We start from the raw sequence: 22,255 nt of genomic DNA, 5'->3' as shown, positions 1-22,255 counted from the left end.
CGGCCATGGCACAGCCGGCCGTGTTCCACAGCGAGTACCCCGCGGTTCCCGCCATCGACCTGCCGATCCACGAGGCCGTGCTGGGCCACGCCGCCGGGTTCGGCGACCGGCCCGCGCTCGTCGACGGGGTCGAGGGCACGACGCTCACCTACGCGCAGCTCGACTCCTTCACCCGCCGCATCGCCGCGGCGCTCGCGGAGTCGGGCCTGCGCAAGGGCGACGTCCTCGCCCTGCACAGCCCCAACACCATCGCCTACCCGCCGGTCTTCTACGGCGCCACGCGCGCCGGGGCGGCCGTCACGACCGTCCATCCGCTCGCCACGGCCGAGGAGTTCGCGCGGCAGCTGCGGGACAGCGGCGCCTCGTGGATCGTCACCGTCTCGCCGCTGCTGGAGACCGCCCGCAAGGCGGCGGAGCAGGCGGGCGGCGTGCGGGAGATCCTCGTCTGCGACAGCGCCGAGGGCCACCGCTCGGTCCTGGACCTGCTGGGCTCCACCGCCCCCGAGCCGGAGATCGCCTTCGAACCGGGCGAGGACCTGGCCGCGCTGCCGTACTCCTCGGGCACCACCGGCGTACCCAAGGGCGTGATGCTGACCCACCGCAACATCGCCACCAACCTGGCCCAGCTGGACCCGACGCTGTCGATGGGGCCCGGGCACCGCATCCTGGCCGTGCTCCCGTTCTTCCACATCTACGGGCTGACCGCGCTCATGAACGCACCGCTGCGCAAGGGCGCCACCGTCGTGGTGCTGCCGCGCTTCGACCTGGAGCAGTTCCTGAAGGCGGTGGCGACCCACCGCGTACAGGGCCTGTTCGTGGCCCCGCCGATCGTGCTCGCGCTCGCCAAGCACCCGGCGGTCGCCGCGCACGACCTGAGCTCGCTGGAGTACGTGCTGTGCTCGGCGGCCCCGCTCGACGCAGAGCTGGCCCAGGCCTGCTCCAAGCGGCTGGGACTGCCGCCGATCCTGCAGGCGTACGGGATGACGGAACTCTCCCCGGGCACGCACGTGGTGCCGCTGGACTCGCGGGACGCGCCACCCGGCGCGGTCGGCAAACTGCTGCCCAGCACCGAGATGCGCATCGTGCCGCTCGGCGAGGAGGACGAGGACGCCGCCGCCGAGGGCACCGGGGAGATCCACATCCGCGGTCCGCAGGTCATGAAGGGCTACCTGGGACGGCCCGAGGAGACCGCCGCCATGATCGACGAGGAGGGCTGGCTGCACACCGGCGACGTCGGCCGGGTGGACGCCGACGGGTGGCTGCACGTCGTCGACCGGGTCAAGGAGCTGATCAAGTACAAGGGCTACCAGGTGCCGCCCGCCGAACTGGAGGCGGTGCTGCTCACCGACCCGCGGGTGGCCGACGCCGCGGTCATCGGCGTGGTGGACGAGGACGGCAACGAGATCCCCAAGGCGTACGTGGTGCCGCAGCAGGGCTCCGGCCTCACGCCGGACGACGTGATCGCGCATGTGGCCGCGCAGGTCGCCCCGTACAAGAAGGTGCGCCGGGTGGAGTTCACCGACGCGATACCGAGGGCCGCCAGCGGCAAGATCCTCCGGCGTGAACTGCGCGCCCGGGAAAGGGGAACCACCTGATGACCGACGACGCCGCGGCACCCTGCGTGCGCAGCGCGCACGACCGGGGGATCACCACGCTCACGCTGGACTCCCCGCACAACCGCAACGCGCTGTCCGCACGCATGGTCGACGAGCTGTCCGACGCGCTGGCCCGGGCCGGCAAGGACCCCGCCACGCGGGCGGTGCTGCTCACGCACACCGGCGGCACCTTCTGCGCGGGCGCGGACCTGAAGGAGGCGGCGTCGCCGGAGGGGCCGCGGCGGCTGGTGGCGCTGCTGCGCGCGATCGTGGAACTGCCCAAGCCGGTCGTGGCGCACGTGACCGGTCACGTGCGCGCGGGCGGCCTCGGGCTGCTGGCGGCCTGTGACGTCCCGGTGGCGGGGGCGGGGGCGAGCTTCGCCTTCACCGAGGCGCGGCTCGGCCTCGCCCCGGCCGTCATCTCACTGACGGTGCTGCCGCGCATGGACGCCCGGGCCGCCGCGCGGCACTACCTGACGGGCGAGGTCTTCGACACCGCGGAGGCCGTCCGCACCGGCCTGGTCGCCGCGCCGGAGGAGGCGCTGGACGGCATCCTCGCCGGGCTGCGCGCGGCCTCGCCGCAGGGGCTCGCGGAGTCCAAGGCGCTGACGACGGCCGCCGTGCTGCGCGTCTTCGACCGGGACGCGGCGCAGCTGACCGAGCGGTCGGCCCGGCTGTTCGGCTCGCCCGAGGCAGCGGAGGGGATGCGGGCGTTCCTCGAACGGCGGGCCGCACCATGGGCGCTGTGAGCGCCGGCACCCGTACGCCCAAGCAGGACCGCAGCCGCGCCACCCGGCAGCGGCTGCTGGGGGCCGCCGTCGCCTGCCTGGCCGAACGCGGCTGGGCGGGCAGCACGGTGACCGTGGTCGCCGAGCGCGCGGGGGTGTCGCGGGGCGCGGCCCAGCACCATTTCCCCACCCGCGAGGACCTGTTCACCGGGGCGATCGAGTTCGTCGCCGAACAGTGGCTGGTCGCCCTGCGCGAGCACGCGCACGCCCTCCCCCGCGACGGCGTGCCCCGCACGCACGCCGTGGTCGGCATGGTCGTCGACCTCTACACGGGGCCGATCTTCCGGGCCGCCCTGCACCTGTGGGTCGCCGCGGCGAACGAGGAGCAACTGCGGCCCCGGGTCACCTCGCTGGAGGCGCGCATCGGGCGGGAGGCGCACCGGCTCGCCGTGGAGATGCTCGGCGCGGACGAGGCGGTGGCCGGGGTCAGGGAGACCGTCCAGGCCACCCTCGACATGGCCCGGGGCCTGGGGCTGGCGAACCTCCTCAGCGACGACAGCGCCCGCCGGGCGGGCATCGTCCGCGAGTGGTCGGCGGTCCTGGACGGGGTGCTGCGCCGCGGAATCTGAGTCGCCCCCTGTCGGTGCCGGGTGAGACGATCACGGCATGCTGAACGAGGGGGTGTCCGCCGGCGGACTGGGCTTCCTGCTGGGTCTCGTCGACCCGGCGCTCGCCGCGCGTGCGCGGAGCCGGACGGGTGTGCCGGAGGAGGATCCGGCGGCCGTCGCGAAGCCCCCGGAGCACCTGATGTGGGGCCCGTCGTGGCACAACCTGCCGGCGTCGGTGCTCTGGTGGATCCTGCAGGAGGACGATCCCCGGACCAACGCGCTGGTGTACCACCACTGGCGGACCGACGACCGCGTCCGGTACGACATCCTCAACGGCCTTCCGTACGGACCGGATCGCTCCCGACGAGTGCAGGTGCACGCGGACCTCGCGCACTTTCCGGCGCCGGAACTCGCCCTGCCGGCCGGGCCGGAGGCGCTGGTCGCCGCGCTGCGTGCCGTGACGGGCATGTCCCAGGGCCGAGCCGCCGCGTTGACGGTGGGGCGGGACGACTGGGCCGCGGTGGCCGAGGCCGACCGTGAGCAGCCGCTGCCGGGCTACGCCCGCTGGGCACTGGCGATCCGCCCCGACTGCCCGCCGGAGCTGCGCACGCAGTTCGGCACGCACCGCAAGTTCACCAACCGGCTCCGCGACGCGGGCGTGGTGGACGGCCCGGCGGCATACGCGACCGGCACGCGTCCGGCACGCGACGCCCTGCACGTCCTGGCCATGGGCCGCTGGGCGTTCCCGCTGCGGCTGCCGGAGGCCGCCGACGCGCTGCGGCCGCTGGTGCGCGCGGAGCTGGGCGGCAACACCGAGGCGTGGGCGGTGCTGACGCAGCTCCTGCCGACGTTCACGGGCACGCTGCCGGAGCTGATCTCGACGGCGGGGGCGATCGCAGGGGGCGCCGGGGAGGGAGCCGACGGCCCGTTGTCAGTGGCCTCTGGTAACACTGAGTCACCAAGGGACCAGGAGGGTCCGGGGCACGAACGTGGGGGGCCGACATGGGATTCGACGAGCGCGGGCGACGACCCGTGGTCGACCTCGCCGACCGGCGGGCGCTGGAGCAGTGGCATCCGGCGGATCCGGTCGTCGTGGCGGAGGCCGAGCGGCTGAAGGAGGCCGCGCTGCTGGACTTCGGGCTGACCGAGTCGGCGGTCGCGTCCTGGCTGTACGCCAAGTGCCCGCACCAGATCCCGACCACGGCCGTGGACACCGCGGCGGTGGTGGCCTCGGGGGACGGCTCGGTCCTCCTGCTGTACAACCCCGCGTTCTTCGTCGACCTGGGGCTGGACGGGGTCAAGTTCGTCCTCTTCCACGAGGCCCGGCACGTGGTGCACCGGCATCTGTTCGCCGAGCCCGCACTGCGGGAGGACCCGGTCTTCTCCACCGCGGCGGAGGTGGCGATCAACCACGTGGCGCTGGTCCGCCTGCGGCGGCAGGCCCTGCCGCTGCGGGACGGCCGGCCGACGGGCGTCGATCCGCACGAGGTCCACGCCGCGTACGAGCGGGATCTGACGGAGCAGGGGCTGACACCCCTGTCCTATGCGGAGTTCGTCGAGACCGACATGGGCGTCTACACCGAGCTCAAGCGGATGAAGCACCCGCCGGTGCCCCTGACGTCGTCGTGCGTGCACCTCGAGGGTGAGGGCGTACCGGGCGACCAGGGCACCATCGACGCACTGGTCTCCTCCTCCCTGCTGAACTCGCTGCTGGCCGCGCGCCGCGGGCACACCGGAGCCGAGCGCGAGCTGCTGGACCTCATGGGCCGCACCGAGGACGCCTCGGAGCGCACGGCCCGGCTGTGGGGACAGCTGGGCGCCGGGACGCTGCGCGGCGAGACCGTCAGGACCCGGCGGGTGGACTGGTGGCAGCGGTGGCTGGTCGACGTGGTCGCCTCGAAGCTGCGCGAGGGCGAGCGGCTGGTCTACCCGAAGAAGCGGGGCGCGCTGCTGGCGGCGCTCGGCCACGACCCGATGCTGTCGCGGCGCGGCCCCGTGCGCGACAAGGTGCTGGTCATCGCCTACGACACCTCGGGGTCCATGCCGGGTTCCGTCATCACCTGGCTGACCGAACTCGTCGGGCGGATCGACGGCGTGGAGGCCCACTGGCTCTCCTTCGACGGCGTCGTGATGCCCTTCGCCCCCGGCGAGCGGGTGTACGGCGGCGGGGGCACGAGCTTCCAGGCCGTGGCCGACTACGTGGAGGGCCGTACCGAGGTGAACGGGCGGCGCTTCGAGGAGCGTCCGGACGCGGTGGTCGTACTGACCGACGGCTACGCCCCGCACATCACGCCGCAGGAGCCCGACAAGTGGATATGGCTGATCACCGAGGGCGGCGACGACTGGCCCGACGCCCACACCCCGCCCATGGCCTGCCACCGCGTGACGACAGGAGCGAAATGACCACCACCGCGGCGACCGCCACGGCCGGCCCCCGGCCCTGGCGGGCCAACGCCACCTATCCACGGCCGCCCGAGGGCCGGCCGGAGGCCTCCCGGCTGGAGTCGTTCATCGACGCGATGATCGACATGGGGCAGACGGGCCAGGTCTTCGGTGAGCACGGCATCGGCAAGACCTCGACGTTCTTCTCGCACGTCGCCGAGGCCCATCCGCACGCCGAACTGGTCTACGTGCCCGCCGCCAACCTCACCCCGGACGACCTCCTGGTGAACGCGCCGGTCCGTGACCCGCACTCGGACGAACTGGTGCTGCGCCAGCTGGTGATGAGCCAGCTGCGGCCGGGGCGCCCGTTCGTGCTGCTCATCGACGACTCGCTGCAGGCCGGCGAGACGATCCAGTCGCAGCTGATGCAGATCGCCTGCAACTGGACGCTCGGCGAGTACGACCTGCGGGCGCTGGGCTGCGTCGGGGTGTTCCTCAGCGACAACGAGTCGCTGTCCGAGACGGCCGCGCGCCGCGGCGACCTGGCCGTCCTCGACCGCATGGTCACGGTGCGGGTGACCGCCAACGACACGGCGTGGCGGCGCAAGCTCGCCGAGGAGTACCGGGACTGGGACCTGAACGGGGTCTTCGCCCTGTGGGCGTCGCTCGGCCCGGCGGTCCGCGAGCTGCTCTCCCCGCGCACCCTCGACCACGTCCTCGCCAACGCGCGGGAGGGGTTCCCGCTGCGCTGGGGGCTGCCGCTGGTGGGCGGCGAGCGGCTGCGCCTGGCGGAGCCCCGGCCGGACGGCAGGCCGGGGCAGGACCGGACGTCGGAGATCCTGGACCGGATCGCCGCGGAGCTCGGCGTGCCCAACCCTGCGACCGTGCCGGACCCGGTGCGCTCGGTGGTGCGGGCGGCGCTGCGCAACCGGTGGACGGTGCTGCTCCAGGGGCCGCCCGGCTGCGGCAAGACCGAGGTGGTGCGCGAGACGCTGCGCGAGGACCTGGGCCGTGACCCGCTGTACTTCTCGCTGCCGGTCACCAACGTCGAGGACCTGTGCGCGCCCGTCCCGGACCGGGACGGCTCGCTGGACACCCTGCTGGCGCAGAAGTTCACCGGGAGCGAGGCGAAGGCGATCGTCTGGGACGAGTACAACCGGCCCAAGGACAAGGCCGCGTTCGCCAAGCTGATGGAGATCACGCAGGAGTGGTCGCTGGCGGGGCGCCCGATCGAGAACCTGCGTGCCCAGATAGCGGTGCAGAACCCGCCGTACCATCTGGGCCGCCGGCTGATGGTGTCCCGCAACAACATCGCCCAGGCGACGCGCTTCACGGCCTCGCTCACCGTCGAGCCGGGCGACATCCCGGCCAACGAGTGGCTGATCGCGCGGTACGGCAGCCTCGCCGAGACCGTGCTGGAGTGGTGGAAGCACGACATCGACGACGACGGCCGCGCCTGGATCACCAAGCGCACCATCGAGCGGCTGATCAAGCTCCACCAGCGCGGTCTGCCCCTGCAGATGGCGACCGTCTACCTCGGCGACGGCGAGTACGCCCCGGTGCCGCTGACCGCACTGGTCGACCGGCTCGCCAACCGCTCGGTGACCGGGCTGCGGGAACTGGCGCGGGACGTGGACGCCTGGGAGGCACGGCTGCGGCGGGCCCGGGAGGAGTCCGGGGAGGGCAACGACGAGAGCGACGTCGTCCACCAGGTGATCGCCAACGCGGAGCTGTCCCAGCTCAAGCGGCACCGCAAGGCCGTCGCCCGGCTGGTGGCGTTGCTGCCGCCCAAGCTGCGCTCGACCTACCTGGTGGGCGCCTCGGAGCAGACGCAGCGCTTCTGGATCGAGACCTTCGCCCGCATGCCCCGCTGATCAGCGCGGGGTGCGGTGGACGCTGCGCACGGCGGCGACGTCCTCGGGCACGGCCGGCGAAGGCAGGTGCGCGCTGAGCGCGTCCAGCCGCCGCCGGACGCTGGTCGCGATGCCCTTGCCGAGGACGTAGCGGGTCGCGGTCGCCGCCGCCGGGGCGGCGTCGAGCAGACGGTGCGCCTCCCGGCTGCGCATTCCGGTGTGGGTCAGCACGAGATGGGTCAGCCGGTGCGGCGCCGAGGTGAGTGCCGCGGCCATCGCCGTGGCCGCCTCGACGTCGACCTGGTTGTCCGCGGCGCCGAGGACGCGGGCGGCCTTGACCCGTCCCAGGTCCAGGAGTTCCACACCCGCGGCGGTCGCGGCGGTGACCAGGCGGGCGCAGGGCACCGGTCCGATGCCGTTGCTGGCCACGGAGAGCCGGGTGAGCCGGCCGTGCGGCGCCCGGGCGAGGGCCTCGGCGAGCACGAGGGCGCCCTCGTCGCCGAGGCCGGCGGCCGATACGTACAACTCGGCGACCGCTCCTGCCGTGATGACGGTCCCGAGGCAAGCGGCTCCGGCCGTGCCGAGCGCGTTGCCACCGACGAACAGCCGCTCCACGGCTCGTCCCAACCGGGCGGCGACGACCAGGGCGTCGGCCAGTACGGCGAGGCCCGCGGGGTCGAGTCCGGTCTGTACGAGGTCCAGGGTGCGCAACGACCGTGCCGACTCGACGAGTCCGGCACCCGCCTCGCCCGCGCCGCCGCCGAGCGGGTTGCGCTTCAGCCAGACCCCGGTGACGGCCTGCGGTGAGGCCCGCAGGTTGTCCGCGATGCGGCAGGCGCCACCCGCGGTGATGCCGTTGCAGCCCAGGTAGAGCGTCTCGACTCCGGTGCCCCCGGCGCGTTCGGTGACGGCGGCGGCGCCCGTGTCCCCCAGTCCGTCGGTGCCGAGCAGCAGGTGGCGTACGGCACCGGTGGCGGGTGCCTGACGCAGGGCCTCGGCGACGGCGGCCGCCCCCTCCGGGCCCAGCGCCTGCTTGCACAGGTCGAGGCGCCCGTCGGGCAGGGCGGTGCCGGCCGGGAAGTCCCGGCGTTCGGCCACGCCCTCGCCGCCGCGCAGCCAGCCCAGCAGCGGTTCGAGGTCGGCGTGCGGGCGCGGCACGATCTCGGGGACGCCCGCGTACGGGGGCCGGTCGTCCGTCATCTCACCACTCGGCTTCCTGGTAGTCCTTGAGGAAGACGCCGGAGAGCGGGTGCCCGGCCTCTCCGCGCACGATCGGGTCGTAGACCCGGGCCGCGCCGTCCACGACGTCCAACGGGGTGCGGAAGCCCCGGTCTGCCAGCCGGCTCTTCTTCGGCAGCGGGTTCTCGTCGGTGATCCAGCCGGTGTCGACGCTGCACATGTGGACGCCCTGCGTGGCGAGTGCGGGTCCGCTGGTGCGGGTCAGCATGTTGAGGGCGGCCTTGGCCATGTTGGTGTGCGGATGGCCGGCGGTCTTGTTGCGCACCGTGAAGCGCCCCTCGACCGCGGTGACGTTGACGATGTAGCGGCGCGGCCGCGGGGAGGCCAGCAGCAGCGGCAGCAGGCGGTCGCAGAGCAGCGCCGGGGCGAGGGAGTTGACGAGCTGGGTCTCCAGCACCTCGGCCGGGTCGAGGCCGCCGAGCTCCGCCGACCAGGAGTTCTCCGGGGCGGTGTCGGGCAGGAGCCCGGCCTCGTCGGTCCCGGCCAGCAGGAGTTCGGCGGTGGGACCGGCGGCCGCCGGCAGCGCCCGGGCGGTGCCGAAACCCGGAGCGGTGAGCATGGCCCCCGGCCGCGGCCCGGCGGGCAGCGGCGCGCGCTCGCCCGCGGTGAGGGCCGCGTACGACTCGGGCGGCCGCCGGACGGTCTGGGCCGCGTTGTTGACCAGGATGTCCAGCGGCTCCCCTGTCTCGCGGAGCCGTTCGCACAGGCCGACGACCTGACGGGGGTCGCGCAGGTCCACGGCGACGACCGTGAGCCGGTGGAGCCACTGCTCGCTGCCGGGCGCCTCGGTGAAGCGGCGCAGCGTGTCCCGGGGGAAGCGGCTGGTGACCAGGAGTTCGGCCCCGTCGCGCAGCATCATCAGAGCCAGCTGGAAGCCGATCTTGACGCGGCCGCCGGTCAGCAGCACGCGTCTGCCGCCGAGGTCGGTACGCAGGCGCCGGCGTGCGGTGTTGTCCGCGGCGCAGGCGGGGCAGAGCAGGTGGTAGAAGGCATCCACCTGCCGGTACAAGGACTTGCAGACGTAGCAGCGGCGGGGTCTGGCGAACTCCCCCGCGTTGCCGCCCTCTCCGGCGGCGTCGAGGGGCGCGTCCTCGCGGCGTTCCCGCGCACCGGTCGCGGTGGCCGCCACGACCTCGGCGTCCGCCACGGCCCGGTCGTCCCGCCGGGTCTTCCTGCGCCGCAGCCGTCCGTCCCGGGCGAAGGACGCGGCCACCTGTTCGGCCCTCAGCCGTACCGGATCATCGACGGGCAGCGCGCGCAGCTTGCCGACCACCGCGTCGAAGACGGCGAGTTCGGCCTCGGTGATGTCGCCCGTGTCCCCCACTGCCCCTGCCCGACGTCCGGCACTGCCTGGTGGGTCCGGCCGGATTCGAACCGGCGTGATCCGCCTTGCGAAGGTGGTGGCGCCTGCCTCTGCGCTACGGACCCGTGTGCTCCGACTGCCCGGACGGCCGGATTCGAACCGGCGTGATCCCGTTGTGGAGACGGAGCGCCTGCCTCTGCGCTACATCCGGGCATTGCGATGATCCTATCGGGGGCCCGGCCGGATTCGAACCGGCGTATCCGCCTTGAGAGGGCGGCGGGTCTGCCTCTGCCCTACGGGCCCCATGCGTCACGGACTGCCCGGACGGCCGGATTCGAACCGGCGTGATCCGTCTTGGCAAGACAGTGCGCCTGCCTCTGCGCTACGTCCGGGCATTGCGCCGATCGTACCGGCGTCACGCAGGACCTCTCAGGGCGGCCCACCGGCCAATCCACCGGAGGGTTCCGGGCGTTCACAGCCGAAGGCACCGTACGCATCTTGACGCGCTCATGCCACCACCGCACGATCGGGTCGAACTCCTGCGCTACCCCCACACCCAGGAGGACGTCCATGCACATCCCCCGAACGGGCCGACGGGCGACGGTCACCGCCGCACTGCTCGCCTGCGCCCTGGCGACCTCGCTCGCCGTCCAGGCCGACGCCTCGCCGTCCACCGCCGGCGGCCGTCCCGTCGCGGCCGCCGCCGACGAGGTCGTCCGACAGTACGAGGTGGCCGGCACCGGCACCGTCGCCGCCCGCACCACGCTCGCCGCCCACGGCGTGTCGATCGACGCCGCCCGCACCCACTCCACCGTCGTCACCGCGAACGCCGCCCAGGCGGCCGCACTCCGCTCCGAGGGCTACCGCCTCACCGCGCTCCCCGGTCCGCCCGCCGGGAGCGACGGCGACCGCGGCGCCGACGGGGGCGCCTCGGTGCTGGACTTCCCCGGCTCCGACTCCGGTTACCACAACCACGCGGAGATGACCGCGGAGATCAACGCCCTGGTCGCCGCGCATCCCGCCATCATGAGGCAGCAGGTCATCGGCACCTCCTACGGCGGCCGGAACATCGTCGCCGTCAAGGTCAGCGACAACGTCGGCACCGACGAGGCCGAGCCCGAGGTGCTCTTCACCCACCACCAGCACGCCCGTGAGCACCTCACCGTCGAGATGGCGCTCTACCTGCTGCACCAGTTCGGCGACACCTACGCCACCGACAGCCGCATCAAGGGCATCGTCGACTCCCGCGAGATCTGGATCATCCCGGACCTCAACCCGGACGGCGGCGAGTACGACATCGCGACCGGTTCCTACCGCAGCTGGCGCAAGAACCGCCAGCCCAACTCCGGCTCCTCCGCCGTCGGCACCGACCTCAACCGCAACTGGAACTACCGGTGGGGCTGCTGCGGCGGCTCCTCCGGCACCAAGTCGAGCGAGACCTACCGCGGCGCATCCCCCGAGTCCGCACCCGAGGTCAGGCTCGTCGCGGACTTCGTACGCGACCGGGTCGTCGGCGGCAGGCAGCAGATCACGGCGGGCATCGACTTCCACACCTACAGCCAGCTCGTGCTGTGGCCCTTCGGCTACACCACCGCGAACACCACCACCGGGATGACGGCCGACCAGTACAACACCTTCGCCACCTTCGGCCGCACCATGGCCGCCACCAACGGCTACACCCCCGAGCAGTCCAGCGACCTCTACATCACCGACGGGTCGATCGACGACTGGCTCTGGGGCAACCAGGGGATCTGGGCTTACACCTTCGAGATGTACCCGGGCCCGAACGGCTCCTCGGGCTTCTACCCGCCCGACGAGGTGATCCCCGCCCAGACCAGCCGCAACCGCGAGGCGGTTCTGCTGCTCCTGGAGAACGCGGACTGCATGTACCGCGCCATCGGCAAGGAGGCGCAGTACTGCTCCTGAGCGGGCCGGTACGGCCCCCGCGGCCCGGCCCCGCGACGCCTCGCGCGTCGCGGGGCCTCGCGCGTCGCGGGGCCCGCCTGCCCGGGATCCGGGACGCCCCCGTCCTACGATCGGGGCGTACGCGTGCCCGTCGCCCGCCGTCCGCGCCCGCCCCGGGGAGGCCCCGTGACCACCGTCCACGACCCGCTCGCCGTGCGCGAGAAGGTGCGCGCCTTCGCGCTCACGCTGCCCGGCGCGGCCGAGGAGTTCCCCTGGGGCGAGAGCGTCGTCAAGGTCAACAAGAAGGTCTTCGTCTTCCTCGGCACCGGCGACGGCAGTCATCCTCCCGGCATCAACGTCAAGCTCAAGGACCCCCAGGTCCACGAGCACGCCCTGTCGGTCCCCGGCGCCGAGCCCTCCGGCTACGGCCTCGGCAGGGCCGGCTGGGTCACGGTCCCCCTCACCGGGGAGGCGCCGGCCGCCGAGCTGCTGTGCGACTGGGTGGAGGAGAGCTACCGCGTGGTCGCTCCGAAGCGGCTCATCGCGGAGCTGGACGGCCGCTGAGCCCGGTCGTCGCCCCGATCACGGCGGCGGTCTCCGCGTCGACCGGATAGGGCCGCTCCTGCGGCAGCAGCGCCGCGGCGGCCTCGCGGTCGCCGGAGCGCACGAGCTCCTGGACGCGGTGGGCGAGCGCGGTGACGTCCCGGATCCCGACGATCCAGTGGTCGGCGTAGTCGCGCGTCGCCCGGCCGGTGAGGCCGAGCTGCAGCGAGCGGTACGGCAGCGGACGCAGGGAGAGGTCCCGCTCCGGGTCCCACTGGACGCGGACCTGCGTGGTGCGCACGCGCCCGGCCCAGGTCTCGCGGTCGGGGTACACCGAGCGGTCGAAGTGCGACAGGCAGGCCTGCCGGAGCGCCGAGTCGAAGCCGTCGCGGCTGATGTCGAGGGCGAGCACCCTCTCCTGCCCGTCCTTGCGGCCCCAGCCACTGCGGTACATCATCCACAGGAACGACGGCTTGATCCACGTCATCCGGGAGCGGCTCCAGCTCGCGGGGAAGCGGCCGTGCTGCGCGGCGTGGTCACCGATCTCGGGACGGTACGCCTGATAGACCGTCACGGCGTCCTCGGTGTGCGCAGCCCTGATCAGACGGTACGGCATCTCGGTGTTCTCCATGATGCGGGCATCGTGCCCGCCGCGGGCCACCCGCTGCCAGGCATTTTCCGGCGGTGTGCCCGTCCGGCGGTCCGTGCCATGCGGACCACCGGCACCTCGCCTAGCCTGGAATCCCGAGCCGCCATCGGTACGGAGGGCCCGGTGAACCGCACCGCACCCGGGTGGGAGGTATGCGGTGGGCACTGTCTCCTTTCTCATCGTCATCGTCATCGTCACGGCGCTCGCCTTCGACTTCACCAACGGGTTCCACGACACGGCCAACTCCATGGCGACGTCGATCGCCACGGGCGCGCTCACGCCCCGGGTGGCGGTGGCGGTGGCCGGTGTGCTGAACCTGCTGGGGGCGTTCCTGTCCACGGAGGTCGCCAAGACCATCTCCAACGGCATCGTCGACGACGCCAAGGTGTCCGCCGTGATGATCTTCGCCGGGCTGGTGGGCGCCATCCTGTGGAACCTCGTCACCTGGCTGCTCGGCCTGCCCTCCAGTTCCTCGCACGCGCTGTTCGGCGGGCTGATCGGTGCGGTCTGGGTGGGCGCGGGCGCGTCCGCGGTCAACGCCGGCGAGGTCCTGGAGAAGATCGTGGTCCCCGCCGTCGCCTCACCCGTCGTGGCCTGCGTGGTGGCGATGCTGGCGACGTACCTGGCCTACGTGATCACCAGACGGACCCGTGGCAACGAGGTGAAGCGCGGCTTCCGGGCCGGCCAGATCGGCTCCGCCTCGCTCGTGGCGCTCGCCCACGGCACCAACGACGCGCAGAAGACGATGGGGGTCATCACGCTGACGCTCATCTCGGGGGGACTGCTGGCGCCCGGTTCCGGTCCGCCGTGGTGGGTGGTGCTGAGCGCCGGGCTGGCGATCGCGCTCGGCACGTACGTGGGGGGCTGGCGGATCATCCGCACGATGGGCAAGGGGCTGACCGACATCGAGTCCCCGCAGGGCTTCGCCGCCGAGACGAGCGCGACCTCCGTGATCCTCGCGTCCTCGCACCTGGGCTTCGCGCTGTCCACCACCCAGGTCTGCACCGGCAGCATCCTGGGCGCCGGGCTGGGCCGCAAACTGGCCCAGGTGCGCTGGGGGGTCGCCGGGCGGATCGCCGTGTCCTGGGTGCTGACGCTCCCCGCGGCGGCAGCGGTGGGCGGGGTCGCGGCCTGGGTCGCCGGCCACGGCGACCTGGGCGTGGCGCTCGTGGCGGGTGTGGCCGTCACCGCCGCCGCGGGCTTCTACCTCCTGTCGCGCCGTCGCCCGGTGAACGCGGAGAACGTCAACGACACGCGGCCCGGTGCGCCGGCGCCGAGCCCCGCCGGCCACTCGGCCGGGTAGCGGTGAGGAGCGGATCCGCATGGACATCCAGTGGGGCAACCTCGGCAGCGTGTTCGGGGCCAGCCTCGGCATCACGATCGCCGTCGTGGTGATGTTCTCGCTGGGCATCGCCGCATGGGGCCGCGCCGGCGGCGGCAGCCCGCGCGACGGGCAGTCGCGCGACGCCCAGGAGAAGACGGCCCTGGCCGTGGCGGCCCTGTGCTTCGCGGCGTGCCTGGCGGTGGCGGCCTACGGCATCGACCTGATCGTCCCCGGCTGACGCGCCCACGCCGAGGTGCGGCGGGGACCGGCTGTGGCGTCCGGGCCGGTCAGGCCGGGTTGGCGTCCGCGGCCGCGGCGGGCGCGGGCAGCGGCGTGACGGTGCCGCGCTCGTCCCCGACGGGGTCCGCAGGCGGGGCGGCGGTGGGGGCCTGCCCGCCGGCGTGCTTCTTCTCGACGACCTTCTCCGCGGTCTTGCCGCCGAAGTAGAAGCCCACCATCACGATCATGAAGGTGTTGAAGCTGCCGTACACGTCGTCGAGGAAGCCGGAGGTGTCCGCCATCGCCCGTGCGACCTCGTCGTTGAACGAGGCCGCGACGAAACCGAAGTAGAGGACCGTGAAGGCGGACATCACGGCGGTGCGCACGTCGCGGGAGTCGGTGAAGAGCACCAGGAAGGTGCACAGGCTCATGGCGGGCAGCGCCACGGACAGACCCGCGATGCCGATGTCCTGCCCGAAGAACCAGAAGGTGGAGGCCACGCCCAGCGCGAGCAGCACCACGTTCACGACGACGAGCAGCAGGCCCACCTGCCAGTTGATCTGACCGTCGCCTATGCGGCCGGAGAACTTGTCCGGCGGCCTCTCCCCGTTCACGGCGTTCAGGTTACACCGGGGTCCCGCGAAGTGGGTTCCTCCGCAAGGCGTTTGATGGCCGACAGCCGGGCGTCCCAGCGGGCGGCGACGCGGTCCATCCACCGCGCCGCCGCCACGAGCCGCTCGGGCCGTACGGCGTAGCGCATCTCGCGGCCCGTGCGCCTCCCGGCGACCAGTCCCGCGTGGTCCAGCACGGTGAGGTGCTTGACGATCGCCTGACGGGACACGGGGAGTTCGGCCGCGAGCACGGTGGCAGTGGTGTCACCGTGCTCGGCGATGGCGTCCAGGATGCGACGCCGCATCGGGTCGGCCAGCGCGGCGAAGACGTCCTCCTCGCCCTCGGTACCCTCCTCGCCCTCGGTACGGGTCTGCGTCATGCGGGCAGCTTCTCCACGTACGCGGCGAGTCCGGCCGTGACGTCCACCCAGCCCTGCGCATGGCTCTCGTACCCGGCGTACGGGATGCGGTCCTCGGGGATGTCGAGGGCCGCGAAGCCGCTCTCGACGACCCGCAGACGGGTGCCGTCCCCGTCGGCGGTGAGGGTGAACTCGACGAGGGTGGAGTTGTCCTCCGTGGCCTGCGTGCCGGGGAAGGCGGTGGCCCAGCGGTAGGAGAAGTAGCGCGGCGGTTCCACGCTCACGATGCGGCTGGGGTAGACGCCGAAGCCGTGGTCGATCTCGAAGGTGCCGCCCGGCCGCAGGTCCACGTCCGCGGGCGCGCCGCCACCGCCCAGGTCCTCGCCGAACCAGCGGCCGATGTGCTCGGGCCTGGTCAGGACGTCCCACACGCGCTCGACCGGCGCCGCGATGCTGATCTCCCGCTCGATCCGGTCCTGGGTCTGGGTGCTCATGATGGTTCCTCCGTCACTGGACAGCCTTACGTGCAACTCCAGGGTTGCACGTAAGGCCGTATCGCGCAACCGATGAGTTGCACGTTGGGGGGTCAGTCGGTGAGCAGCACCTCCCGCAGGGCGCTGAGCAGGGCGTCGTCCGTGCCGAGCCGCGCGCGGGCGTAGCCCTCGACGGATCCGTGCTCGGCGGTCAGCCCGGCGAGGAAGATCCGCATCGCGTCGGCGGGCGCCCTCCCCCAGCCGGGCCAGCGCAGGCTCCGCTCCGGGTTGGCCGCCGTCCAGTCCGCGAGCAGGCGGGCGGTGGCCAGGTCGCTCAGCGCGTAGTCGGCGACGATGTCCTCCTCGGACACCCCCAGCAGCCCGAGCACCAGCGCCGCGAGCAACCCGGTGCGGTCCTTGCCCGCCGCGCAGTGGAACACCAGCGGCCCGCTGGTGTCGGCGGCGATCACCTCGAGCGCCCGCGCCAGCTCCTTGACGCCGTCGGCCGCGACCTCCGCGTGCAGCCGGGCGTAGAAGGCGGTCGTCTCGACCTCCGGCCCGAACGCGGTCTGGTCGACGGGCCGGTGCTCGATGCTGAGGTTGTGGTACGCGACCCCGGTGGCCTCCGGAACGCGCCCCTTGGCCTCGATCTCGAACGGGTAGCGCAGGTCGATGACCGTGCGCACCCCGAGGGCGGCGAAGCGCTCCAGATCCGTGCCCCCGAGCTTCGAGAGCGCGTCGGAACGGTAGAGCCGCCCCCAGCGGACCGTGCGGCCGCCGGCCGTGCGGTAGCCGCCCAGGTCGCGGAAGTTGTGCAGTCGGTCGAACGCGATGTGTCTCCCCATGGGGGGACCTTACGGGGCGGGCCGCCCGCTCAGAAGATGCCCTGACCGGGGACGAGGATCCCCCGGGGGTCGTACCGTCGCCTGGCCGCCGCCAGGGCGGGCCACGCGGAGCCGAAGTGGGCGCGCCAGTCGGCGCGGCCGAAGGGGATGGAGCCGACCGGGTACTGGGTGCCGCCGGCCGCCCGGGTGGCCTCGTACGCGGCCCGGTTGGCGGCCAGGAGGCGGTCGACCGTCGCGGTGTCCTGCGGCGGGGTGGTGCGCAGCACGGCGAGCAGGTACGGGACGGGGTCCTGGCCGGCCCGCAGCAGGGGGCGGTGCAGGCGCTCGCGCAGCAGCGGGTAGAGCAGCACGACACCGGGGCCCAGGTCGGCCGGCGTGAGCGCGTCGAGGATGCCGCCGGCCACGGCGGCGGCCTTCTCCCCGGGGATGAGCAGGTTGAGCCAGGGGTGGGCGAAGTCCCACAGGCCGGCGGCCTTGAGCGCCGCCACCGAGGCCGCGAGCCGGTCGAGGAAGGCGAAGTAGCCGAGGTCCTCGGTCTGCACGCCCGCGGTGTCGTGGTGCAGCCCCGCCAGCAGCGCGGCGTCGTCGGGCGAGGCGTCGTACGAGACCGCCTCCAGGACGTAGCCGCGGAACGCGCCGTTCGCGTCCGGGACGACCTGGCCCTCGACGTAGCCGAACCGGCCGTCGGTGACCAGCAGTCGCTGGTCGGCGAGGAAGGTGCCGAGGTCGTGGTACGGCAGCAGGTAGTGCCGGACCGTCGTAGGGGCCTTCACCAGGCGCAGCGTGGCCGACACGATGACGGCGCACTGCCCCAGGCCCGCCAGCACCGCCTCGAACAGGTCCCGGTGCCGCGACGGGGAGCAGCGCAGCGACTCGCCCGCCCCGGTGACGACGTGCAGTTCGCTGACGTTGTCGACCTGGGCGCCGTGGTGGTGGCTCTGCCCGCCGAGTCCGCCCACGGACAGCGTGCCGCCGACGGAGAGTTCGAGGTAGTCGGTGAAGACGGGCGGCGTGAGCCCGTGCGCCAGGGTGGCCCTGGTGACCTCGCTCCACGTGGCCCCGGCGCCGACCGTGACGGTACGGCTGTGCGGTCCGACCGGGCCGATCCCCGCCAGGGGCGTGGTCTCGATGACCAGCCCGCCGTCGACCTGCGCCTGACCGAAGGTGCCGTGGCCCTGGCCGCGCGGCGCCACCTTCAGCCCGTGCCGGTTGCAGAAGCGCACCATGGCGACGACGTCGTCGACGGACCCCGGACGCAGCACCGCGACCGGCCTGCGGTGCACGATGTGCCCGAAGTCGTCCGCGGCGGCGCCGAGCGAGGCGTCGTCGGTGAACAGCGTCCCGTCCAGGTGGGGCAGCGCCACCAGCGTGCCGTCCGCCCGGTCCGCGGCCGTCGCGGCCACGGCCCAACTGCGGCCCACGGGGTCGAATCCGACGACCACGGCGCCCGCGGCCGTCGCCGCCGTCCGCAACATCGCACGTCTGGACGGGAGGTGGGACATGCGCGCTCCCCCTGAACGGGTCGGTGGACACTGCAACAGTCCCGGATTCTAGGCCTGCTGTCCCCCCGTCAGCAGCGACTCGTGGAATCCCGTGGGGCCACCGGCGACGCTAACCGACCCCACGGCGGGCGGCCCGCCGGGCGGGCCGCCCGGGTGATCATCCGAGCGACTTCCACCGGGGGTCGGTCGCCGCCTTCACCAGAGCGTCCATGCCGAGGGCGGGCGTGGTGCGCGTGGGAGGCCGGTGGTAGCCACCGGAGTTGAGTTCCGAGATGACGACCCGCAGCCCGTCGGGCCGCAGGGTGTCGGCGGTCCACTGCTGGATCCCGGCCCCGCCCTTGTCCCCCGCCCCTTGAGTGGTCTGCACCTTGGTGCCGTCGGGCAGGGTCTGGGGGTCGGAGAACTGCAGGTCCCCGAAGTCCTCCTCGGCCCAGTGCTGGACGTTGACCTCGACGAGCGTGGGCCCGTGGCCGTCGTCCACGGTGATGTGGGCGTAGCCGTCCTCCCCCACCGGCGCGGTGATCTTCAGGCCCGCCGGCATGACGGCCTTGAGGCGCTTCAGGATCTCCGTGCCCCTCGGCTCGACGGAACCGCTCGCGCCCGAGGGCGCCCCCGACGACGCAGGGAATGCGTCGAAGACGCTGTTCCACCGGGGTGCCCGCACAAGTGCGGTGAGCTGCGCGACGTCCAGCGGCGGGTCGTCCCTGCTGGTCTCCTTCGCCTTCTCCTCCGGGGCGTTCCACTCGTTGGCCCAGATGCGCCGCCCGTCGGGAGTGGTCAGGATGGCCTGCCAGTTCTCGGGGCCCTCGCGCTCGTCCTGGTACTCCCAGGTCTTGATGACCACCAGCACCGAACGGTCGGGCAGTTCGGAGCGCCGGCACGTCGTGCCCTGCTTCATCAACGCCAGGTCGGGACACTCGGTCAGGTCCTGCCCCGACTGGTCGGCGAGGTCCAGGCCGACGGAGATCGTCGAAGCGCCGTGACCGTCGTCCCACACCACCTCGGCGAACGAGGAGGGCCGGGCCCTCGGATCATCCTGCGGCCCCACGGCGCGGCCGCTGAGAAACCCGCCCTTGGGCAGCAGGCCTCCGAAGAGCCGGAGCAGCTTCTTCTCCTCGGGTGTCGCGCCGAAGTCCTCGGCGCTCCCGTGCGTCGCCTGGGGGCCGCTCGGCGCCGAGGGGCCCGTGTCCCCCGCGGAACCGCCGGGCGCGACCAGCGCCGCCGTCACACCCACTGCCGCCACGGCGGCGACGGTGCCCGCGACGGCGGCCGTGCGGCGGCGGCGGGCGCTGCGGCCCTGCGCGAGGCCGGCCGCGACGAGGGCGCGGTTGTCGGTACTGAAACTGTCGCCGGTGCTCCGCAGAGCGGCGCCGAGGTCGTCTTCGAAGGGCATGGTGAACCACCGTCCGGAGGAGAGGAGAGGTCGTGAGGGAAGGGGAAGCCGGTGGGGGGTGAGTCAGTGGGAGGAGACGAGTTCCGCGAGGCTGTCGCCGAGCAGTTCGCGGAGCCTGGCGAGGGCACGGACCGACCGGCTGCGCACGGCGCTCGAGCTGACCCGCATCGCGTCGGCGGTCTCCTCGATGCTCCGGTCCTCCCAGTAGCGCAGGACGACGACCGCGCGGTCCTTCGGCGCCAGCCGGGCGAGCGCGTCCAGGAGGGTCAGCCGCAGCAGGGCCGTGTCGCTGTCGGAGCCGCCGGCGCCCGCGGGCACGTCGGGGAGCTCGCCCGTGGGGGACTCGCTGCTGCTGCGCCGTCGCCGGTGGCTGAGGAAGGTGCGGACGAGCACGGTCTGGGCGTACCCGGCGGGGTTGCCCACCCGGGACACCCGCCACCAGGTGACGTACAGCCTGCCGAGGGTCTCCTGCACGAGGTCCTCGGCGAGATGGGTGTCACCGCCGGTGAGCAGGCAGGCCGACCGGAAGAGATGTGCGGCGCGGGTCCTCGCGAAGTCCAGGAAGTCCTTCGTACGGTCCTCGTGCATGCCCCCACCCCATCGTCCTTCGGCATCGCCTTCACCTCACTGACGTCGTGAGGGTGGGAAAATGTTGCACCGCCACAGCAGGAGCACAGGAAGCAGCAGCGGCAGCGCCGCCAGGGCGAACAGCGGACCCGGCCCGGACCAGCGGGAACCCAGGGCCCAGCAGCCGAAGAGCAGGAGCGATCCGGCCTCGGAGCCCAGGCCCGCCAGGGAGGTGACCGTCGCACGGGTGCGGTCGGTGATGCGGTCCTGGAGGCGGGCGTCGGCGGCCGTCGTCGCCCAGTCGAGGAGGCCGAAGGCCGCGGCCACCAGTGCCAGGCCGGCCGGATGCGTGCCGGCCGCGCCCGCGGTCAGGCACACCACGGCCACGGCCGGTGCGAGCGGGGCCCAGCGAGTGCCGCGGCCGGCGAGCCAGCCGCCGGCCGTGGCCCCCGCGGTCACCAGGAGCACGAGCAGCGGGACGAAGGACGGCCGCACGCCCGTCGCCTGCGCGAGCAGCGGGACGTACTCGTCCAGCGCGGTCGCGCCGGCCACCAGGGAGACGACGGCCACCATGCGCCCGGCGCCGGGGGTGTGCCGGGCGTGGTCGAGGGCCTCGCGCAGCAGCCCGGCGTACGAGGCCGCGCCGCCGCCCTCGTCGGCACCCGCGCCGCGTGCCCGGGGTTCGGGCAGCGCGAGGGCGGCCAGCGCGGTCAGCACGGTCACCGCGACGCTGACCAGCCCGACCGCGCGGTCGCCGCCGGCCGCGAGGAGCGGCCCCGCCAGCGCGGTCGCGGCCAGGGCCGCCGTGGTGCCGAGGGCCTGCGCCCGGCCGGTGAGGCGGGCGTACGCGTGGGCCGCGCCGACGCGGGTCAGCTCCTCGTGCACCAGGGCCTGCAGCGCCCCGGACCGCAGCGCGGACCCGGCGCCCCACAGGACGAACCCGGCGGCGAAGGACGCGTAGCACGGCCACAGGGTCCACAGCGTGAAGCCCGCCCCGGCCAGCAGCGGCGCGAGGGTGAGCAGGGCACGCCGGGAGAAGCGGTCGGCCCATACGCCCGAGGGCACCTCGAGCAGGAACGCCGTGAGGGACCACACGGCGAACAGCGAGGAGATCCCCGCCTCGGACAGCCCGGCGCCCGCGAAGAGCACCGCGTAGACCGGGTAGAGCGGGATCAGGTCCTCGAGGAAGGCGTAGGCGTAGAGCCTGCGCGCCAGTGGTGACTCCGGTGAGGATCAATGTCGCCATGTCATGGGACGAGCGTAGCCGGGTACGAACCGGATGAGGAGGCGTTTTCCATGCGCATGGGACGGAGCGGGAACGAGCCCCTGCGGGCTCGCAGCGCACTGCGGATGCGGCTCGCACTCGCGGCCTTCGGGCTGGTCTGGGCGATCGCGGGAACGGTGCTCTTCGCCGACCTGGGGCGTACCGGGTGGGCCGTCTTCTTCGGTCTGCTGGCGCTCGCCGCCGGCACCGACCTGGTGGTGATCGTCCGGCACATCCGCCAGGGCGCGCACTGGCAGCCGGGTCGCGACGTCCCGCCCTACGAGCCGCTCCGCAAACGCTGAGCGCACGGCCGGACACGCACGGGCAGGCAAAGACCGAGGGCCCGGTGCTGATGCACCGGGCCCTCGGCTTCAGTAGCGGGGACAGGATTTGAACCTGCGACCTCTGGGTTATGAGCCCAGCGAGCTACCGAGCTGCTCCACCCCGCGTCGTTGAACGCAACCTTACGGGGTGTCGGCGCCAGGACCAAATCCATTCCCGGTCAGCCACCGCCAGCGGGGGATCTCGGCCACGACGGTGGCGGCCGCGAGGACCCCGACCAGCACCGCGACCGGGGCGGGCCAGGCCGCCCAGGAGGAGACGACGGCCGCGCCGAGCTGCAGCAGCACCAGCGCGACGGTCACCGCGCCGGGGACGGGGACGATCACCTGCGCCTTGTCGCCGGGGGTGGCGAACACCGTCGGCAGGCCGACGAGCACGACCACCGAGAGCGCGGCGAGCGGCCAGGAGTGCCCGGCCAGGGCCCACGGGGTCGCGACCCAGGCCACGAGCTCGGTGGTGAAGCGGAGGACGGAGGCGACGCGGCCGTCGGGCGCGGTGGTCCGGGAGGTCACGGCGTCACACTCCCACGGACCGGGCGCCCGGTAAATGCG

At 73.4% G+C, this 22,255-nt stretch carries 23 protein-coding genes and 5 tRNA genes; 11 read left to right on the top strand and 17 right to left on the bottom strand.

Translation table 11 applies throughout. The annotated features are described in order from the left end of the window. Window positions 1-5: 5 nt before the first annotated feature. Genes AC1VWI_RS35845 through AC1VWI_RS35820 form a run of 6 tightly spaced genes read left to right on the top strand, consistent with a single transcriptional unit; the run spans window position 6 to window position 7,187 of the window. Window positions 6-1,595: a 4-coumarate--CoA ligase family protein gene (locus AC1VWI_RS35845; RefSeq protein ID WP_499515174.1), complete on the top strand. Its 1,590-nt coding sequence runs from the start codon at window positions 6-8 to the stop codon at window positions 1,593-1,595. Next, window positions 1,595-2,344, top strand: a complete 750-nt coding sequence (locus AC1VWI_RS35840) for an enoyl-CoA hydratase family protein (protein WP_499515173.1) — start codon at window positions 1,595-1,597, stop codon at window positions 2,342-2,344. The genes AC1VWI_RS35845 and AC1VWI_RS35840 overlap by 1 nt, the downstream gene beginning before the upstream one ends. Then, the gene (locus tag AC1VWI_RS35835) at window positions 2,332-2,952 is read left to right on the top strand and encodes a TetR/AcrR family transcriptional regulator (RefSeq protein ID WP_499515172.1); all 621 of its coding nucleotides are present in this window, start codon (window positions 2,332-2,334) and stop codon (window positions 2,950-2,952) included. The genes AC1VWI_RS35840 and AC1VWI_RS35835 overlap by 13 nt, the downstream gene beginning before the upstream one ends. A gap of 37 nt (window positions 2,953-2,989) precedes the next feature. Beyond that, entirely contained in the window at window positions 2,990-4,045 is a 1,056-nt protein-coding gene (locus tag AC1VWI_RS35830) for a hypothetical protein (protein ID WP_499515171.1), read from the top strand. After that, window positions 3,934-5,334, top strand: coding sequence for a vWA domain-containing protein (locus AC1VWI_RS35825; protein WP_499515170.1), 1,401 nt, complete (start codon window positions 3,934-3,936; stop codon window positions 5,332-5,334). Before AC1VWI_RS35830 ends, AC1VWI_RS35825 begins: the two co-directional genes overlap by 112 nt. Further along, window positions 5,331-7,187 carry an ATP-binding protein gene (locus AC1VWI_RS35820; protein ID WP_499515169.1) on the top strand — a complete coding sequence of 619 codons (1,857 nt, stop codon included), beginning with the start codon at window positions 5,331-5,333 and terminating at the stop codon, window positions 7,185-7,187. Before AC1VWI_RS35825 ends, AC1VWI_RS35820 begins: the two co-directional genes overlap by 4 nt. Here AC1VWI_RS35820 and AC1VWI_RS35815 read toward each other — a convergent pair whose 3' ends face one another. The 6 genes from AC1VWI_RS35815 to AC1VWI_RS35790 form a co-directional block, all read right to left on the bottom strand. Further along, complete coding sequence (locus AC1VWI_RS35815; RefSeq protein WP_499515168.1) at window positions 7,188-8,366, bottom strand: leucine-rich repeat domain-containing protein; 1,179 nt, start codon at window positions 8,364-8,366, stop codon at window positions 7,188-7,190. A 1-nt stretch (window position 8,367) separates the two neighbouring features. Beyond that, window positions 8,368-9,729 (bottom strand): SDR family NAD(P)-dependent oxidoreductase, encoded by a 1,362-nt coding sequence (locus AC1VWI_RS35810; protein WP_499515167.1) that lies wholly within the window; start codon window positions 9,727-9,729, stop codon window positions 8,368-8,370. A 27-nt stretch (window positions 9,730-9,756) separates the two neighbouring features. Then, a tRNA-Ala gene (locus AC1VWI_RS35805) sits at window positions 9,757-9,833 on the bottom strand. 14 nt (window positions 9,834-9,847) lie between these two features. After that, a tRNA-Trp gene (locus AC1VWI_RS35800) sits at window positions 9,848-9,919 on the bottom strand. A gap of 20 nt (window positions 9,920-9,939) precedes the next feature. Next, window positions 9,940-10,011 (bottom strand) — tRNA-Glu (locus AC1VWI_RS35795). Between the two features lie 16 nt (window positions 10,012-10,027). Next, window positions 10,028-10,100: transfer RNA gene (locus AC1VWI_RS35790), tRNA-Gly, on the bottom strand. A 178-nt stretch (window positions 10,101-10,278) separates the two neighbouring features. On the opposite strand from AC1VWI_RS35790, the gene AC1VWI_RS35785 reads away from it, so the two are divergent. Together AC1VWI_RS35785 and AC1VWI_RS35780 are read left to right on the top strand one after the other, a co-directional pair. Further along, complete coding sequence (locus AC1VWI_RS35785) at window positions 10,279-11,634, top strand: M14 family metallopeptidase (RefSeq protein ID WP_499515166.1); 1,356 nt, start codon at window positions 10,279-10,281, stop codon at window positions 11,632-11,634. A gap of 165 nt (window positions 11,635-11,799) precedes the next feature. Next, a complete protein-coding gene (locus AC1VWI_RS35780; protein WP_499515165.1) occupies window positions 11,800-12,177 on the top strand; it encodes an MmcQ/YjbR family DNA-binding protein in 378 nt (125 codons plus the stop codon). Here the strand turns inward: AC1VWI_RS35780 and AC1VWI_RS35775 are convergent. Further along, a complete protein-coding gene (locus AC1VWI_RS35775; protein ID WP_499515164.1) occupies window positions 12,152-12,787 on the bottom strand; it encodes a DUF4291 domain-containing protein in 636 nt (211 codons plus the stop codon). The two genes, AC1VWI_RS35780 and AC1VWI_RS35775, sit on opposite strands and share 26 nt — an antisense overlap. 175 nt (window positions 12,788-12,962) lie before the next feature. Between AC1VWI_RS35775 and AC1VWI_RS35770 the strand changes: the two genes are divergently transcribed. Together AC1VWI_RS35770 and AC1VWI_RS35765 are read left to right on the top strand one after the other, a co-directional pair. Next, on the top strand, window positions 12,963-14,108 hold the full coding sequence (locus tag AC1VWI_RS35770) for an inorganic phosphate transporter (protein ID WP_499515163.1): 1,146 nt from the start codon (window positions 12,963-12,965) through the stop codon (window positions 14,106-14,108). 19 nt (window positions 14,109-14,127) lie between these two features. Continuing rightward, window positions 14,128-14,367, top strand: a complete 240-nt coding sequence (locus AC1VWI_RS35765) for a hypothetical protein (RefSeq protein WP_499515162.1) — start codon at window positions 14,128-14,130, stop codon at window positions 14,365-14,367. Window positions 14,368-14,416: 49 nt separating this feature from the next. On the opposite strand, the gene AC1VWI_RS35760 is transcribed toward AC1VWI_RS35765, so the two are convergent. The 8 genes from AC1VWI_RS35760 to AC1VWI_RS35725 form a co-directional block, all read right to left on the bottom strand. Beyond that, window positions 14,417-14,962, bottom strand: a complete 546-nt coding sequence (locus tag AC1VWI_RS35760; RefSeq protein WP_499515161.1) for a hypothetical protein — start codon at window positions 14,960-14,962, stop codon at window positions 14,417-14,419. A gap of 5 nt (window positions 14,963-14,967) precedes the next feature. Then, window positions 14,968-15,339, bottom strand: a complete 372-nt coding sequence (locus AC1VWI_RS35755) for an ArsR/SmtB family transcription factor (protein ID WP_499515160.1) — start codon at window positions 15,337-15,339, stop codon at window positions 14,968-14,970. Beyond that, window positions 15,336-15,812, bottom strand: a complete 477-nt coding sequence (locus tag AC1VWI_RS35750; protein ID WP_499515159.1) for an SRPBCC family protein — start codon at window positions 15,810-15,812, stop codon at window positions 15,336-15,338. The genes AC1VWI_RS35755 and AC1VWI_RS35750 overlap by 4 nt, the downstream gene beginning before the upstream one ends. A 92-nt stretch (window positions 15,813-15,904) precedes the next feature. After that, a complete protein-coding gene (locus tag AC1VWI_RS35745; RefSeq protein WP_499515158.1) occupies window positions 15,905-16,636 on the bottom strand; it encodes a tyrosine-protein phosphatase in 732 nt (243 codons plus the stop codon). 29 nt (window positions 16,637-16,665) lie between these two features. After that, window positions 16,666-18,138 carry an FAD-binding protein gene (locus AC1VWI_RS35740; RefSeq protein WP_499515157.1) on the bottom strand — a complete coding sequence of 491 codons (1,473 nt, stop codon included), beginning with the start codon at window positions 18,136-18,138 and terminating at the stop codon, window positions 16,666-16,668. Window positions 18,139-18,295: 157 nt separating this feature from the next. Continuing rightward, the gene (locus AC1VWI_RS35735) at window positions 18,296-19,531 is read right to left on the bottom strand and encodes a hypothetical protein (RefSeq protein WP_499515156.1); all 1,236 of its coding nucleotides are present in this window, start codon (window positions 19,529-19,531) and stop codon (window positions 18,296-18,298) included. A 63-nt stretch (window positions 19,532-19,594) separates the two neighbouring features. Then, entirely contained in the window at window positions 19,595-20,119 is a 525-nt protein-coding gene (locus tag AC1VWI_RS35730; RefSeq protein ID WP_499515155.1) for a SigE family RNA polymerase sigma factor, read from the bottom strand. A 36-nt stretch (window positions 20,120-20,155) separates the two neighbouring features. Next, complete coding sequence (locus tag AC1VWI_RS35725) at window positions 20,156-21,271, bottom strand: MFS transporter (protein WP_499516992.1); 1,116 nt, start codon at window positions 21,269-21,271, stop codon at window positions 20,156-20,158. 123 nt (window positions 21,272-21,394) lie between these two features. Here AC1VWI_RS35725 and AC1VWI_RS35720 point away from each other — a divergent pair, with 123 nt between their 5' ends. Then, on the top strand, window positions 21,395-21,664 hold the full coding sequence (locus AC1VWI_RS35720; protein ID WP_499515154.1) for a DUF6343 family protein: 270 nt from the start codon (window positions 21,395-21,397) through the stop codon (window positions 21,662-21,664). A gap of 73 nt (window positions 21,665-21,737) precedes the next feature. Here the strand turns inward: AC1VWI_RS35720 and AC1VWI_RS35715 are convergent. Continuing rightward, window positions 21,738-21,811: transfer RNA gene (locus tag AC1VWI_RS35715), tRNA-Met, on the bottom strand. A 15-nt stretch (window positions 21,812-21,826) separates the two neighbouring features. Next, on the bottom strand, window positions 21,827-22,216 hold the full coding sequence (locus tag AC1VWI_RS35710) for a hypothetical protein (RefSeq protein WP_499515153.1): 390 nt from the start codon (window positions 22,214-22,216) through the stop codon (window positions 21,827-21,829). Window positions 22,217-22,255 lie beyond the last annotated feature (39 nt).

Source organism: Streptomyces sp. TOM-9, from assembly GCF_056858595.1.
Note: the sequence above shows the minus strand (reverse complement) of the source record. Positions and strands in the feature narration are given on the sequence as shown.

Coding starts and splice junctions, on each gene's coding strand:
- AC1VWI_RS35845 (WP_499515174.1), top strand. CDS start 6: ATGGCACAGCCGGCCGTGTTCCACAGCGAGTACCCCGCGGTTCCCGCC.
- AC1VWI_RS35840 (WP_499515173.1), top strand. CDS start 1,595: ATGACCGACGACGCCGCGGCACCCTGCGTGCGCAGCGCGCACGACCGG.
- AC1VWI_RS35835 (WP_499515172.1), top strand. CDS start 2,332: ATGGGCGCTGTGAGCGCCGGCACCCGTACGCCCAAGCAGGACCGCAGC.
- AC1VWI_RS35830 (WP_499515171.1), top strand. CDS start 2,990: ATGCTGAACGAGGGGGTGTCCGCCGGCGGACTGGGCTTCCTGCTGGGT.
- AC1VWI_RS35825 (WP_499515170.1), top strand. CDS start 3,934: ATGGGATTCGACGAGCGCGGGCGACGACCCGTGGTCGACCTCGCCGAC.
- AC1VWI_RS35820 (WP_499515169.1), top strand. CDS start 5,331: ATGACCACCACCGCGGCGACCGCCACGGCCGGCCCCCGGCCCTGGCGG.
- AC1VWI_RS35815 (WP_499515168.1), bottom strand. CDS start 8,366: ATGACGGACGACCGGCCCCCGTACGCGGGCGTCCCCGAGATCGTGCCG.
- AC1VWI_RS35785 (WP_499515166.1), top strand. CDS start 10,279: ATGCACATCCCCCGAACGGGCCGACGGGCGACGGTCACCGCCGCACTG.
- AC1VWI_RS35775 (WP_499515164.1), bottom strand. CDS start 12,787: ATGGAGAACACCGAGATGCCGTACCGTCTGATCAGGGCTGCGCACACC.
- AC1VWI_RS35765 (WP_499515162.1), top strand. CDS start 14,128: ATGGACATCCAGTGGGGCAACCTCGGCAGCGTGTTCGGGGCCAGCCTC.
- AC1VWI_RS35755 (WP_499515160.1), bottom strand. CDS start 15,339: ATGACGCAGACCCGTACCGAGGGCGAGGAGGGTACCGAGGGCGAGGAG.
- AC1VWI_RS35750 (WP_499515159.1), bottom strand. CDS start 15,812: ATGAGCACCCAGACCCAGGACCGGATCGAGCGGGAGATCAGCATCGCG.
- AC1VWI_RS35745 (WP_499515158.1), bottom strand. CDS start 16,636: ATGGGGAGACACATCGCGTTCGACCGACTGCACAACTTCCGCGACCTG.
- AC1VWI_RS35740 (WP_499515157.1), bottom strand. CDS start 18,138: ATGTCCCACCTCCCGTCCAGACGTGCGATGTTGCGGACGGCGGCGACG.
- AC1VWI_RS35735 (WP_499515156.1), bottom strand. CDS start 19,531: ATGCCCTTCGAAGACGACCTCGGCGCCGCTCTGCGGAGCACCGGCGAC.
- AC1VWI_RS35730 (WP_499515155.1), bottom strand. CDS start 20,119: ATGCACGAGGACCGTACGAAGGACTTCCTGGACTTCGCGAGGACCCGC.
- AC1VWI_RS35720 (WP_499515154.1), top strand. CDS start 21,395: ATGCGCATGGGACGGAGCGGGAACGAGCCCCTGCGGGCTCGCAGCGCA.